The sequence below is a fragment of the Cupriavidus basilensis genome (assembly GCF_000876015.1).
Classification (GTDB): domain Bacteria; phylum Pseudomonadota; class Gammaproteobacteria; order Burkholderiales; family Burkholderiaceae; genus Cupriavidus; species Cupriavidus basilensis_B.
In genome coordinates this window covers 44,570-57,548 of the sequence record NZ_BBQM01000003.1, presented here as the reverse complement: position 1 = coordinate 57,548, position 12,979 = coordinate 44,570, and the positions used below count along the sequence as shown (strand labels likewise).

General features: G+C 68.7%; 15 protein-coding genes. 5 read left to right on the top strand and 10 right to left on the bottom strand.

Translation table 11 applies throughout. From position 1 onward, the window contains the following. The first annotated feature begins 10 nt into the window (after positions 1-10). Positions 11-679, top strand: coding sequence for a malonate decarboxylase holo-ACP synthase (locus KF708C_RS01790; RefSeq protein ID WP_059410558.1), 669 nt, complete (start codon positions 11-13; stop codon positions 677-679). A 5-nt stretch (positions 680-684) separates the two neighbouring features. Next, complete coding sequence (gene mdcH / locus KF708C_RS01785) at positions 685-1,629, top strand: malonate decarboxylase subunit epsilon (protein ID WP_059410609.1); 945 nt, start codon at positions 685-687, stop codon at positions 1,627-1,629. Here the strand turns inward: mdcH and KF708C_RS01780 are convergent. Next, positions 1,626-2,096 (bottom strand): Lrp/AsnC family transcriptional regulator, encoded by a 471-nt coding sequence (locus tag KF708C_RS01780; protein ID WP_029044072.1) that lies wholly within the window; start codon positions 2,094-2,096, stop codon positions 1,626-1,628. The two genes, mdcH and KF708C_RS01780, sit on opposite strands and share 4 nt — an antisense overlap. Before the next feature lie 182 nt (positions 2,097-2,278). On the opposite strand from KF708C_RS01780, the gene KF708C_RS01775 reads away from it, so the two are divergent. The 3 genes from KF708C_RS01775 (at position 2,279) to KF708C_RS01765 (ending at position 4,139) form a co-directional block, all read left to right on the top strand. Continuing rightward, on the top strand, positions 2,279-3,193 hold the full coding sequence (locus KF708C_RS01775; protein WP_029044073.1) for a DMT family transporter: 915 nt from the start codon (positions 2,279-2,281) through the stop codon (positions 3,191-3,193). Positions 3,194-3,316: 123 nt separating this feature from the next. Beyond that, positions 3,317-3,697: a hypothetical protein gene (locus KF708C_RS01770; protein WP_063922939.1), complete on the top strand. Its 381-nt coding sequence runs from the start codon at positions 3,317-3,319 to the stop codon at positions 3,695-3,697. A 235-nt stretch (positions 3,698-3,932) separates the two neighbouring features. Then, complete coding sequence (locus tag KF708C_RS01765; RefSeq protein WP_059410557.1) at positions 3,933-4,139, top strand: hypothetical protein; 207 nt, start codon at positions 3,933-3,935, stop codon at positions 4,137-4,139. Between the two features lie 151 nt (positions 4,140-4,290). Here the strand turns inward: KF708C_RS01765 and KF708C_RS35390 are convergent, their stop codons facing one another. The 9 genes from KF708C_RS35390 to trbE form a co-directional block, all read right to left on the bottom strand. Next, positions 4,291-4,440 carry a hypothetical protein gene (locus tag KF708C_RS35390; RefSeq protein WP_020205196.1) on the bottom strand — a complete coding sequence of 50 codons (150 nt, stop codon included), beginning with the start codon at positions 4,438-4,440 and terminating at the stop codon, positions 4,291-4,293. 383 nt (positions 4,441-4,823) lie between these two features. Then, a complete protein-coding gene (locus KF708C_RS01760; protein ID WP_059410556.1) occupies positions 4,824-5,069 on the bottom strand; it encodes a DUF2274 domain-containing protein in 246 nt (81 codons plus the stop codon). Then, entirely contained in the window at positions 5,066-6,382 is a 1,317-nt protein-coding gene (locus KF708C_RS01755; protein WP_059410555.1) for a TrbI/VirB10 family protein, read from the bottom strand. The genes KF708C_RS01760 and KF708C_RS01755 overlap by 4 nt, the downstream gene beginning before the upstream one ends. 2 nt (positions 6,383-6,384) lie before the next feature. Further along, positions 6,385-7,374, bottom strand: a complete 990-nt coding sequence (trbG, locus tag KF708C_RS01750; RefSeq protein ID WP_059410554.1) for a P-type conjugative transfer protein TrbG — start codon at positions 7,372-7,374, stop codon at positions 6,385-6,387. Further along, positions 7,371-8,075, bottom strand: a complete 705-nt coding sequence (gene trbF / locus KF708C_RS01745; RefSeq protein ID WP_059410553.1) for a conjugal transfer protein TrbF — start codon at positions 8,073-8,075, stop codon at positions 7,371-7,373. Before trbF ends, trbG begins: the two co-directional genes overlap by 4 nt. 23 nt (positions 8,076-8,098) lie before the next feature. Further along, the gene (trbL, locus tag KF708C_RS01740; RefSeq protein WP_059410552.1) at positions 8,099-9,472 is read right to left on the bottom strand and encodes a P-type conjugative transfer protein TrbL; all 1,374 of its coding nucleotides are present in this window, start codon (positions 9,470-9,472) and stop codon (positions 8,099-8,101) included. After that, a complete protein-coding gene (locus tag KF708C_RS01735; protein WP_059410551.1) occupies positions 9,469-9,762 on the bottom strand; it encodes a hypothetical protein in 294 nt (97 codons plus the stop codon). The genes trbL and KF708C_RS01735 overlap by 4 nt, the downstream gene beginning before the upstream one ends. Positions 9,763-9,767: 5 nt before the next feature. After that, positions 9,768-10,496 (bottom strand): P-type conjugative transfer protein TrbJ, encoded by a 729-nt coding sequence (trbJ, locus tag KF708C_RS01730; protein WP_059410550.1) that lies wholly within the window; start codon positions 10,494-10,496, stop codon positions 9,768-9,770. Next, entirely contained in the window at positions 10,493-12,967 is a 2,475-nt protein-coding gene (trbE, locus tag KF708C_RS01725) for a conjugal transfer protein TrbE (protein ID WP_059410549.1), read from the bottom strand. The genes trbJ and trbE overlap by 4 nt, the downstream gene beginning before the upstream one ends. Positions 12,968-12,979 lie beyond the last annotated feature (12 nt).

Below are 12,979 nucleotides of genomic sequence, written 5' to 3'. Positions count from 1 at the left end.
CCCGCAGGCCATGACCGCATCCGCCCCGCTGCCGCACGACCTGCTGTGGCTCGCCGATCCCGCCGCCTTCGTTGCTGACTGCGCGGACCATGCGGACCGCGCGGACTGCGCGCTGCCCGCGTGGGCGAGCGCCGCGTGGCTGGCGCAGGCGCCGCTGGTGGTGCGGCGCGCGCGCGCCGATGCGCGCGGCCGCATCCCGGTGGGCCTGCGCGGCGTCACGCGCGCGCAGCGCCACGCCGCGTGGCTGCCCGCCGCGCAGGTGGCGCGCGCCGTCACGCCGCGCAGGATCGCGCGGCTGGCGCGCTGGCGCGAGCATCCGCGCCGGGCGCTGCCCGCGCTGGCCGCGCTCGCGCGCGCCGCGCCGCTGCTGGACGCCATGCGGGTGGACTGGGGCGTGGCCGGCAGCGTGGGCTTCAGCCTCGCGTCGGGCCTCGACCTGCTGCACGAGGGCAGCGACCTCGACCTGCTCGTCACCGCCGCCGCGCCGCTCGCGCCGCCCGCCGAGCGCGCGCTGATCGCGCTGCTCGACGATCCCCGCCTCGACATCCAGGTCGGCACGCCGCGCGGCGCGTTCGCGCTGCGCGAGCGCGCGCGCACGGGCGGGCGCGTGCTGCTCAAGACCGCGGATGGCCCGGTCATGTGCGAGGACCCGTGGCTGGCGCCGGCGGCACGCCCATGAGCACCATGAGCACGCTGTTCACCTTCCCCGGCCAGGGCGCGCAGCGGCCCGGCATGCTGCACGCGCTGCCGGACCACCCGGCCGCGCGCGCCACCGTGGCCGAGACCAGCGCGGCGCTCGGCGAGGACGTGCTGGCGCTCGACAGCGCGGCGGCGCTGGCCTCCACCGTGGCCGTGCAGCTCTGCCTGCTGACCGCCGGCGTGGCGACGGCGCGCTGCCTGCTGGCCGAAGGCGCGCGGCCCGACGCGGTGGCGGGCCTGTCCATCGGCGCCTATGCGGCGGCCGTGTGCGCGGGCGTGCTGGAGCATGCCGACGCGGTCCGGCTGGTGGCGCTGCGCGCGCGGCTGATGGCGCAGGCCTATCCGCGCGGCTACGGCATGACGGCCATCCTCGGGCTGGAGCGCGCGCCGCTCGAACGCATCGTGGCGCGGGTATGCGCGCCGGCCGCGCCGGTCTACCTGGCCAACTTCAACGCGCCGATGCAGATCGTGATCGCCGGCGCCGAGGCGGCGATGGCGCGCGTGGCCGAACTGGCGCTGGCCGCCGGCGCCCACGCGGCCAAGCCGGTGGCCATCAGCGTGCCGTCGCACTGCGCGCTGCTCGATCCGCAGGCGACCGAGTTGGAGCGCGCCTTCGCCGGCGTCGCGGTGGCGCGGCCGCGCCTGCGCTACTTCAGCGCCAGCGCCGCGCGCGAGCTGCGCGACCCGGCGCGCATCGCCGCCGACCTCGCGCGCAATCTCGCGGTGCCGGTGCGCTGGCACGAGACCATGCTGCTGGCGCGCGAATGCGGCATGCGGCTGGCGGTGGAGATGCCGCCCGGCAACGTGCTCACGCGGCTGGCCGCGCCGCTGCTGGCCGGCGGCATCGCCGTGGCCTGCGCCGACACGCGCCTCGACAGCGTGGTGGCGCTGTGCGCGCGGGAGGCCCGGCAACAGGCGGGACGGGACTAGGCCAGCGGCAGCGCCGTGCTGTACAGCACCTGCTTGAGCGCGAAGCTCGAGCGGATGTTCGACACGCCGGGGATGCGCGTGATCTGGTCGATGATCAGCCGCTCCAGCGCTTCCACGTCGGGCACGATCACGCGCAGCAGGTAGTCGGCGTCGCCCGACATCAGGTAGCACTCCATCACCTGCGGCAGCGCCGCGATGCGCCGCTCGAACACGTCCAGGCTTTCGCGCCGCTGCTTGTCCAGCGAGACCTGGATGAACACCACCACCTTCAGCCCGAGGCGGCGCGCGTCGAGCAGCGTCACCCGGCGCGAGATCACGCCGCGCTTCTCCAGTTGCTTGACGCGCGCCAGGCACGGCGACGGCGACAGGCTGACGCGGCTGGCCAGCTCCACGTTGGTCAGGCTGGCGTCGCGCTGCAGCTCGTTGAGGATGCGGATGTCGGTGGCGTCCAGTTCCAGGTCTTCCAGCACGTTGCACTCCGGTTCGATCGAATGACGGCATTCTATGCCGCCATGCGCGATCCATGCAGCGAACTTCGGTTTTTGCTGCGGCGCACCAGAACGTAGACTTTCCGGGTCGCCCAGGTGCATTCGCGCGCCGGGCGCAAAGGACGTTTCCGCACTGGCGGCACCGCAATACGAGTCGAAGCATGCAAGCAGCACAACAAGGATGGCGCCGGTTCGTTCCGCTGGCCTGCGCCGTGGCGATCTGGGGCGGCAACTGGCCGGTGATGAAACTGGGCCTGACCCACGTCAGCCCGCTGTGGTTCGCCGCCGCGCGCTTCGTCTCGGCCGCGGCGATCAGCTTCGTGGTGCTGGGCATGCTGCGCCGGCTGCGGCTGCCGAGCCGGCAGGAATGGCCGCTGGTGATCGGCGTGGGCCTGCTGCAGATGGCGGCCTTCACCGCGCTGGCGCTGTGGGCGCTGCAGTACGTGCCGCCCGGGCGCGCCTCGGTGATCGCCTATGCCACCTCGGTGTGGGTGATCCCGCTGTCGTCGCTGGTGCTCAAGGAGCGGCTGTCGCGCCCGCAGTGGATCGCCACCGGGCTGAGCTACGCCGGCATCGCGCTGATGGTGGCGCCGGCGCTGGGCGGCTGGCAGCTGCATACGGTGGTGGGGCTGGCGATGCTGCTCGGCGCCTCGCTGGCGTGGTCGCTCAGCATCATCCAGCTGCGCGCCAGCCGCGCGGTGCGCCTGGGCGCGGACATGATTCCGTGGGAGACCGCCGTGGCCTCGGTGCCGCTGGTGCTGCTGGCGCTGCTGCGCGACGGCGCGCCGCATTTCCTGTCCATCCCGGAGATCTGGCCGCTGCTGTTCTACACCGGCCCGCTGGCCACCGCGCTGACTTTCATCGTGGTGCTGAACATGACGCAGGCGCTGCCGCCGGCGGCCACCTCGGTGGCCATGCTGTGCGTGCCGGTGATCGGGCTGATCGTCTCCGCGGCGGCCTTCCACGAGCGCATCTCCGCCGACCTGTCGGCCGGGCTGGCGCTGATCGCGCTGGGCGTGGCCACCACCGCGCTGGCGCCGTGGCTGGGCCGGCGCATGCCGTGGCGCAGCGCGTAGGGGCAAACCGAGCGCGGACCCGGGCGTGGACGTTACACCCGGACACAGTTGTATTGGGCCGCTAATACCTGGCGCCGGCGCGACCGGCTAAAGTGCAGTCACTTGCCAACCGGAGCTGCCCCCGTGCGAAACATCGCCACCCTTTGCACCTTTGCCGCCGTCGCGGTTTCCACCGCGCTGGCTTCGAGCGCGGCCAGCGCGCGCGTCGACGTGGACATCGGCATCGGCGTGCCCGCGCCGGTGTACGTCGCGCCGGCCCCGGTGTACCAGCCGGCCCCGGTGTACCAGCCCGCGCCGGTCTATGCGCCGGCGCCCGTGTACGTCGCGCCGGCGCCCGTGGTGGTGGGCCCCGGCTACTACGGTCCGGGCTACTACGGCCCGGGCTGGCGCGAGCGGGCCTGGCGTGAGCGCGAATGGCGCGAGCGGCGCTGGCGCGATCACCATGACGATCACGAGCACGACCGGTACGACGATCGCGGGCACGAGCGCGAATGGCGCCGCTGAAGCCCGCCGGCGCGGGGCCGCGCTGAGCCGCCGGGCCGGCGGCGCCTGCCGGGCCGGCGGCCCGCCGCGTACCCCGCCTCATGGCCCGCCGCATGACCCCATCGGCCGGATGTATATTCAAATTTCCTGAATATCGAATACGAGACGGCACCGCATTGCGGCAAGGCCGCGGATCTATTCTTGGTGGCATGGAAGCGCGAACGCTTCTGCCGATTTCAACAAAGAGCGATCCGCCATGACCATCACCACCACCCGCCTGCTGCTCGCCGCCGCCCTCGCCGGCGCCGCCCTGCTCTCGCTCAACTCCGCCTTCGCCGCCGACGCGCGCGGCGCCGATGCCGGCAACGGCCACGGCCATGCGCGCGCTGCCGGCGGCGCGGATGCCTTCGGCGGCGGCGCCCGCACCGTGGTCAACGAGTACCCGTTCGGCTTCGCCGTCTGAGCCGCGCGCGGGAGCACGCCATGACCTTCAAGGAAAGCGCCCTCATCCTGGCCGGCTGGCTGGCCGCCTGCATCGGCAGCGGCTACCTCGCCGGCTTCGCCGCGCAGGTGCTCCAGAACTAGGCGCGCCGCGCGGGCGCGGCGCCGGGCCGCTACGGCCCCTGCTCGTCCGGCGCGCGCGCGAAGCCATGCTCGCGGCGCGCGATGGCGCTGGCGAGCCCGTATTCGGCGGCGAACAGCAGCACCAGCGCGGCGATGGCCAGCGCGCCGAGCGCCAGCCGGTAAACGATCCAGGTCGACATGACGGCAAGCCGGGGGAAAGCCCGGCGCAATGTTCCTGCCTGCAGCGTAGGCGCGGCCGCATCAAGACTGCGCATCGATGCGGCCGCCGCGCGCAAAGAACGCCTAAAAAATGTCCGCTGTCAAGTTCGTATTGCAATCGAGCGGCGGTCTGAAAGGTCTTGTGGGGCAACAGGTTAGGCCAGATTTCGACCGCTGCACACTTTTGCTGCTTATCGAGCTAGGTGCCATGTAGGCGCCTCGCGGCGGTAAGCCCAAGGGCGCGGCAGCGGGCAAGGTCGCACCCGCCATCATAGCTTCGACTTGCCATCCAACCTCCAGAAACGAAAGCGCAGCCCGTGGGCTGCGCTTTCGTCATTGAGCGATTATCGAAGCATCCGCATCATCAAGGCTGCTTCGGCGGCGGCGCCTTGGCCGTCGCTCCTTTCTTGAATCCCCGATCCCCTGCCATGAACGCCTCCAGCATGTGCGGGATCAGCGCCGTGGCATCGACTGCTTCGCCATAGGTCTGCGAGTGCATGGCCGCGTAGCGGTCAAGGTCAGCCTTGAGCGTAGTCGGGCACGCAAAAGTCAGCTTGATGCTTGTGGTCTTCGGCAGCGGCCCGAGCCGCAGCTTGCGCGTCGTACTCATGGCGAAACTCCCCGATTGAAGAACAGTGGCTGGTACGGCCGCAGCACGATGTCGCGGTTGACGATGATGCTGACTGGCAGGCCCGGTCGTTCGGTCAACGTCGGCTGGATGTTGAGGTTTCGGCGCGTGAATTCCTGGCCGACCTGATTGGCCGTGTCCTGAGCGCTATCCCGGAACGCGATCACGGTATTGCCGTTGGCATTGCCCTGGTTCGAGACGGCCAGCTCGGAACCCACGCCCAATATAGTGGACAGCGCGGCACCCGCCAGAATGCGTCCCCAATGCCAATCGACGCCATCCTCCAGACCGGCATAGCCGGCGGGATCGGCACCAGCCAAGTTGTCCAGCGTGAGCGAAGACGTGTCCGGCAGGATGATGCGGTTCCACACGATCTGCACGCGACTCTGCCCGTAGGCGACCTGGCTGTTGTATTTGCCGAGGATGCGCGAACCCTGCGGAATCAGCAGATAGCGGCCCGTCGCCGTGTCGTACACCGGTGCCGTCACGGTGCCGATCACGTCGCCCGGCAGGTCAGACTTGATACCCGTCACCAGCGCTGCCGAGATCACGGTGCCGGCCATCACCTGATACGGCGAGGCCGGCGTTTGCAGACTGCCGGAATTACGGGTTTGCGTGGTTCCGGCTTTCTGGAACGCCTCTTTCTGGTCTTGCCGGTTCTGCACGGCAGTAGGATCGGCCGGCTGCGCCGCCGTCGAGGCCGGGCCTGCGGCCTGTGGGTCGAAGCCCGCCAGACCGGATGCGGGCGCAGCCGAAGCGGTCTGTGTGGGCGCAGCGGTCGCGGCAGCGGCGCGCTGCGTGTTGCTGGAACGGAAAAACACCGACGAACCCGCTGCCGCTTCGGCCTCCTTGCGTAGCGCGTCGCGCTCGGCCGCCGCCGCGTCCTGACCGGGTGGCGCGTAGTTCGCCACCGCCGGCTGCTGCGACTGGACGATAGCCGGGCCGAGATCGCCCGGCAGCGGCGGCCCTAGCTCTGGCACTTTCGCCGGCAGCGGTGTTGGCTGCGGCGGCAGCTTCGAGTAGTCAGCGGGAAGCTGGCCGAGTTCTTCGGACTTCGATACGCGATCGACGTTGTAAAGCTCGCTCGCATCGGTGTTGCCGCGCGAGTGCTTCGGCTGCAACGACCACATCGTTGCGCCGAGCACCGCAATGCCGAGGCCACCGGCCAGCAGCGCCAGCGTGCGGCGGTTGAGGCGCGTTACCGGGCGCGGCTGCGCCCGCAGTGTCACATTCTCCGGCGTGACCTTCGGCGCGGTATCGGGGATCGGCACGTCGGGGGTGTTGTCCTGGCTCATGGTCAGTTCCCCCGCGTGCCGTCCGTGCGCTCGATACGCACCACATCGCCCTTGTCACCGCCCAGGCGTAGTTCGGCCGCGCCGAACAGCCGATCCACGATGTAATACGGCGGGCGGAAACGGTAGTTGACGAGCTGGCCATCACCCTGCGCGCCGATGACGAACAGCGGCGGCAGTTCGCCCTGGGCGATGCCGGGTGGAAACTCGATATAGACCTTCTCGCCATCGTCGAAGGCGCGCAGCGGCTTCCACGGCGGATTGCTGCCGTTGATCGCGTAGCGGAAGCGGATCTTCTCCAGCGACAGGCCGGTATCGACGGGTGCCGCTGCCTGCGCGGCTTGATCCTGCCGCTGCAAGGCGAGCATCTGGTCTTTCGGATACTCCCACGACACCGACGCCATCCATGCCTTGTCGGTCGAGGTCAGTTCGATCAGGTAGGTACGCCGGCTGGTGGTGATGACGAGGTTTGTCTTGAGGCCCGAACGGATCGGTTTCACCAGCACGTTCACGCGCAGCGCGTCGCCGGCGCCGCTGGACGTGTCGCCGACGATCCAGCGCACGGTGTCGCCGGCAGCGACCGTCACCAGCTCCTCGCCGGCCTGGAGCGAAATCACGGTAACGCGGCCCGGCGCGGCATAGACCTGATACAGCGCGCCGTCGGTGAAGGGCCAAACCTGGATCGCGTTGACGAAGCCCTCGCGCGTGGGGGCCATACGTGCCTCGGCATTCGCACGCGAGACGCGCGCGGTTTCGTCGGTCGGTTCCGGTGCGGGTTTGGTGTCATCCACGTCCGGCAGCGGCTTCATCTGCGCCGGCATCGGCAACACCTTCGGCACCTCCACCACTTCGACCGGCTTGGGTGGATCGGGCTGCTTCTGTGCCTGCACCGGCTCGTCGAGCGAGATGTGTGGCGGTGGCTTGCCCTGCGAGGCGCAGCCCGACAGGACTGCCACGGTCAGCACGAAAGCGTAAAAGCGGAAAGACAGGTTCATGGCTTGGCTCCTTCAGACGCGTCCAGCTCGCGGCTCCACGACAGGCCGTTGACGTAGATGCCGAGCGGGTTCTTGCGCAGCCGCTGTTCGGTGCGCGGGGTTTGCAGGACGATGGACACCACGGCGTTCCAGCGTTCGGTGCCGGTCGGTGCGCCGTTGGCAAAGTGCTGTTCCGTCCAGCGCACGTTGAATGACGCATCGCTGGCGCGCGTGACGCTGGTGATCTGCACCGTCACCGATTCCTTGCCGACGCGCGCGAACGGATCGTTCTTGCTCGCGTAGTCGTTGAGCACGGCCGCGCCCTTGTCCGTGGTGTAGTCGTAGGCGTCGAGCCAGTTCTGCCGTACCACGATGGGGTCGATGGAGAGCGAGCGAACCAGCATGATGAAGTTCGCCAGGTGATAGGCGATCTGCGCATCGGCGGGCCGGTACGGCGTAGTGGCAACGCCGACCGCGCGCACCTGGCCGGTCTTGTCCACCTCCACCACGTAGGGCGTGACGATGGACTGCGCCGAGCGCCACACGAGGCCACCGGCCATCAGCAGCGCAAGCGCGAGGCAGCCAAAGGCCATGAAGCGCCAGTTCTTCGCCTGCACGCGGGCCGAGCCGATGCGCTCGTCCCACACCTGCGCGGCGGACTGGTACGGAGTGGCAGGCTGCGGCGTACTGGCGTAGCGCACCTGCGGTCGCTTGAATCGCATGGCGGGTTCTCCTCAAGAGGCGTTCATTCGTCGGGTTGGCCCAGGCTCGGGCCTTGCGCCGAACCGCCGCCGTCCCCGCCGTGCAGCGTGTGCGCGGCGGTGGTCGCGGCATGGGTGATCTGCTGGCGGCGGTGCAGGCGTTTGGCCCACGCGGGTTGCGGCTGGTCAGCAGTGGATTCGCCGGATGCAGCCGCGCCGGGAGACGTGCCGCCGCTACCGGATGCACCTGCGCTGGTGCTTGCGCTGTCCGAACGGAACGCGGCGGCGGCGCGTTGCCCGAACGAGCGCGCGCCAGCGGCGGCCTTCTGGCCGACAGTCTGTGCGCCGGTCTTGGCGACGTTGCCAAAGCCCGCCATCGCGCCTTTCGCGCCGCCACCGGCGGCAGCGGAACCCGCCTGAAATGCCGAGCCGGCACTGCTGGCCGTAGAGGCGGCCATGCGTGCGCCTTTGCCGAGCGCGCTGGCGGCGGCGGGCGCCATGCGTGCCCCGGCCACCACTGCACCGCCGACACCCGTAGCCGCCGCGCCAATGGCGACAGCGGCGCCGGCTGCGCCCACGGCGGCACCGGCCATTGCGCCCGCGCCGAGCTGCGGCGCGCCGGACACGAGGCCGGTCGCAATGCCCGGCCCGTAGATGCCGAGCGCGAGCAAGGCGAGCGAGGCCAGCATCACCACCAGCGCATGGTCGATGGACGGCTCGCTGGGCGTGGTCGGGAACTGCGCGAACAGGCCCGTGCCGATGCCGACGATGACCGCCAGCACCAGTACCTTGATGCCCGCCGATACGACGTTGCCGAGTACCTTTTCGGCGAGGAACGCAGTCTTGTTCCAGAGCGCGAACGGCACCAGCACGAAGCCGGCCAGCGTGGTCAGCTTGAACTCGATCAACGTGATGAAAAGCTGCACCGCCAGCACGAAGAAACAGACGATGACGGTCAGCCAGGCGAGGAACATCACGACGATGGGCGTGATGTTGATGAACACCTCGGGAAAGCCCGCCATGTCGCTGATCTGTTCGAGGATCGGCATACCGGCGTCGATGCCGGTCTTGGCGAGATGCCCCGGTTGCAGAAACGTCTCCATGCTCACGGCCGAGCCGGTGGCGGTCAGGCCGAGGTCGGCGAAAGAGCGGAACACGACGCCGGACAGCATGTTGAAGTTGCCGATGATGTAGGCGAAGGCGCCGACGTAGAGCACCTTGCGGATGAGCTTCGCCATCACGTCTTCGCTCTGGCCGGTGGCGTGGCCGAGCGACCAGTAAAGGCCCGCCAGCGTCATGTCGATGACCACCAGCGTCGCGGTCAGAAATCCGACCTCGCCACGCAGCAGGCCAAAACCCGAGTCGATGTAGGTGGAGAAGACATTGAGGAAGTGGTCGATGATCGAAACATCGTTCATGGCCGTTGCTCCGTCGATTCGCTGGGGCCGTCGAAGCTGGCCGGAATGGGCGGCAGGTCGGCGAGCGTCTGGTACTCGCCGGGGCCGACGCGCCCGGAGAAAAAGCGCCGCAGGTTGGCTTGTTCGACCTGCGCGCAGAAAGCGGCATCGTGCTGGCCGTGCAGGCATTGCCCGTGCAGCGCGTGCAATCGTGCGGGGTCGGCGGCGAGCGCATCGACCGACAGCGCCTGCGGCCGGTCGCAACCGGCCAGCAGGCACGCGATGACGAACAGGACGGGCACGCGGTTCATGGCCGTCAGTTCCCGTAGAAGCTCACTGTTTCCGGCGTGTACGGCGTGCCGGTGCCGAGGAACCGCTGCGTGATGACGCGGCCTTGCTCGACGGCGGCGGCCTGCCTCGCCAGTTCCAGCGCCGACGCGCGGCCCTGCGTGAGCTGGAGCTGCTGCGACTGGATCGACTGCTTGGCCTGCAACGCGAGAAGCTGATTGGTCGCCTGCTGTGCTTGCAATGCGCCGGTCGCGGACTGGCTCTGGCCTACGAGGTCAGTCAGCACGCCCTGGTCGGTGGTCACGTTCTGCGACACCTGCGCCTGCATCTGCATCGCGGTCTGCAAGCCGTTGAGCGTGTTCTGCCAGCGTTGATGCGCGTCCTGGTACATCTGGTTGCCGCTCACGGTCGCGGCGTACTGTTGTGGATATAGCTGCGCGAACTGCTGATCCATGTTTTGCACCTGGAACGCCAGCCCCTGCGCCTGCGTGATGAGCTGCTGCGTGGTCGCCAGATTCGATTGCAGCCGACTAACGACGTTGAACGGCAAGCTCTCCAGATTGCGCGCCTGATTTATCAGCGACTGCGCCTGGTTCTGGAGTTGCCGGACTTGGTTGTTGATCTGCTCCAGCGTGCGTGCGGCCGTCATCGTGTTCTGCACGAGATTGGTCGCGTCGATGACGGCCCATTGCGCGTGCGCAGCGGGCATTACGCCGATGAACGTGGCAACGGCGAGGGCAAGAAAGCGAATCTTCATGGCGAAACCTCCAGCGGTTGAGGAGCGAGGAAGGACGCGGCGGATGGCGCCGGTTTGGGAAACGCGGGCAACAGGTCGGCCGCCCAATCGAGGCCGCGATGACGCAGCCACACACCGGCGAAGCCGGGAGCGCCCGCCTGCGTCAGCACGCGGTCGCGGATTTGATCCATCGCGCGTTGGTCTTGCGGTGTCGAAGCGCCCGCGAATGCGAGCGCGACCGGCCCAAGATCAAGATCGAACAGGCGATTGCCTGCGCGGGACTGGTAGTAGTAGTCGCGCTTGGGCTGCGCGGTGGCGACGATCTCGATCTGTCGGCTGTTGAGGCCAAAGCCTTCGTAGATCGTGCGAATCTGCGGTTCAGTGGCCTGCGGGTTTGGCAGGAAGATGCGGCTCGCGCAGCTCTCGATGATCGCCGGCGCAATGGTCGAATCCTTGATGTCCGCGAGCGACTGCGTGGCAAAGATCACGCTGACGTTTTTCTTGCGCAGCGTCTTGAGCCATTGCCGGATGCGCGCGGCAAATACCGGGTCATCGAGGAACAGCCAGGATTCGTCGAGGATCAGCAGCGTCGGCGCACCATCGAATCGCTCGTCGAAGCGCGCGAACAGATAGCCCAGCACGGCCAGCACCGCGGCCTTGCTGTGCATCAGTTCTTCCATCTCGAAGCACTGCACGTCGGCCATGCCGAGCCGGTCGTGGTCGGCGTCGAGCAGCTTGCCGTGCGCGCCACCGAGCACATACGGCGCAAGCGCCTGGCGCAGCGCGTTCGATTGCAGCAGTACCGACAGGCCCGTGAGCGTGCGTTGTTCGAGCGGCGCACCGGCGAGACTGCCGAGCGCCGACCAGATGGCCGCCTTCTCGTCGGGGCCGACCGCGACGCCTTCGTGCGTCAGGCGGCCTTCGACCCATTCGGCGGCCCAGGTGCGATAGCCCTCCTGGTCGATGCGGGCGAGCGGCTGGAACGCGATCGCGCCATCGGCGCCGAGGTCGTAATACTCGCCACCAAGGCCCAGCGCCGTTGCCCGCATCGAGCGGCCCATGTCGAAAGCGAAGATGCGTGCGCCGGGATAGCGGCGGAACTGCATCGCCAATGTGGCGAGCAGCACGGATTTACCCATGCCGGTCGGGCCGGCAATCAGCGTATGGCCCACGTCGCCGATGTGCGTGACGAGGCGAAACGGCGTCGCGCCTTCGGTGCGGGTGACGATCAGCGGCGGGCCATCGAGATGGGCGTTCGTCTCCGGCCCAGCCCATACCGCCGACACCGGCATCAGGTGCGCGAGATTCAGCGTCGAGACGATAGGCTGGCGGACATTCGCATACGCATTGCCCGGCACCGACGATAGCCACGCCTCCACCGAATTGAGGGTTTCGGGAATCGTCACGAAGCCCCGGCCCTGAATCACGCGCTCCACCTGGCGCAGCTTCTCGTCGGCCGTGTCGGCGTCGTCATCGAGCACGGTCACGGTCGCCGTGACAAAACCGAAAGCAACCTGATCGCTACCGAGTTCCTGCATCGCGGCGTCCGCATCGGCCGACTTGTTGCTCGCGTCGGTATCGACCAGCGGCGATTCCTGCTGGAAGATCGTTTCGCGCAGCAAGGCGAGGACGTTCTTGCGCTTGGCGAACCACTGCCGGCGCAGCCGCCCGAGTTCCTTCTCGGCCTCGGCCTTGTCCAGACACAGAAAGCGCGTGCTCCAGCGGTAGGCGAAACCGAGCCGGTTGAGGTCGTCCAGAATCCCCGGCCAGGTCGAGGTCGGAAAGCCGCGCACGGTGACGACGCGCAGGTGCTGGTCGCCCAGCATGGGCGCGAGGCCACCGACCAGCGGCATGTCGGCCAGCAGCGCGTCGAGGTGGAACGGCACCTCCGGCACCTTGACGCGATAATGTCGCGTCGAGACGGTCGCGTGCAGGTAGGTCAGCGTTTCGGCATCATCGAGCCAGTCGATTTCCGGCATCACGCCGTCCAGCAGATCGAAGACGCGCGCGGTTTCCGCGACGAACGCGGTCAGGCGTTCGTGCCAGTCCACGCCGGACGTAGGCGTATTTTCGTACAGCAGTTTTGCGGCGCGTGCGCGCGATTCCTCCGGTGGCAGGTATTGCAGCGTGAGGTGATAGCCGCTCTCGAAGTGGTTGCCCGATTCCTCGAAGGTCGCGCGGCGCTCCTCGTCCACCAGCCAGGACAGCGGTTCGGGAAAATCCGAGTGCGGATAGTCGGCCGCCGCCCGTCGTTCGGCTTCGACGTACAGCGCCCAGCCGGCACCGAGCCGGCGCAGCGCGTTGTTCAGGCGCGCGGTCGTGGCGATCAATTCGCTCTGCGTCGCGCTATCGAGATCAGGCCCACGAAAGCGCGCCGTGCGCTGGAAACTGCCGTCCTTGTTGAGCACGACGCCGGGCGCGACGAGTCCGGCCCACGGCAGCCAGTCGGCGAGCAAGGCCGGTCGATGACGGTATTCGGCGAGGTTGAGCATCGCGGCGTCTCC

Coding starts and splice junctions, on each gene's coding strand:
- KF708C_RS01790 (WP_059410558.1), top strand. CDS start 11: ATGACCGCATCCGCCCCGCTGCCGCACGACCTGCTGTGGCTCGCCGAT.
- mdcH (WP_059410609.1), top strand. CDS start 685: ATGAGCACGCTGTTCACCTTCCCCGGCCAGGGCGCGCAGCGGCCCGGC.
- KF708C_RS01775 (WP_029044073.1), top strand. CDS start 2,279: ATGCAAGCAGCACAACAAGGATGGCGCCGGTTCGTTCCGCTGGCCTGC.
- KF708C_RS01765 (WP_059410557.1), top strand. CDS start 3,933: ATGACCATCACCACCACCCGCCTGCTGCTCGCCGCCGCCCTCGCCGGC.
- KF708C_RS35390 (WP_020205196.1), bottom strand. CDS start 4,440: ATGTCGACCTGGATCGTTTACCGGCTGGCGCTCGGCGCGCTGGCCATC.
- KF708C_RS01760 (WP_059410556.1), bottom strand. CDS start 5,069: ATGAGTACGACGCGCAAGCTGCGGCTCGGGCCGCTGCCGAAGACCACA.
- KF708C_RS01755 (WP_059410555.1), bottom strand. CDS start 6,382: ATGAGCCAGGACAACACCCCCGACGTGCCGATCCCCGATACCGCGCCG.
- trbG (WP_059410554.1), bottom strand. CDS start 7,374: ATGAACCTGTCTTTCCGCTTTTACGCTTTCGTGCTGACCGTGGCAGTC.
- trbF (WP_059410553.1), bottom strand. CDS start 8,075: ATGCGATTCAAGCGACCGCAGGTGCGCTACGCCAGTACGCCGCAGCCT.
- trbL (WP_059410552.1), bottom strand. CDS start 9,472: ATGAACGATGTTTCGATCATCGACCACTTCCTCAATGTCTTCTCCACC.
- KF708C_RS01735 (WP_059410551.1), bottom strand. CDS start 9,762: ATGAACCGCGTGCCCGTCCTGTTCGTCATCGCGTGCCTGCTGGCCGGT.
- trbJ (WP_059410550.1), bottom strand. CDS start 10,496: ATGAAGATTCGCTTTCTTGCCCTCGCCGTTGCCACGTTCATCGGCGTA.
- trbE (WP_059410549.1), bottom strand. CDS start 12,967: ATGCTCAACCTCGCCGAATACCGTCATCGACCGGCCTTGCTCGCCGAC.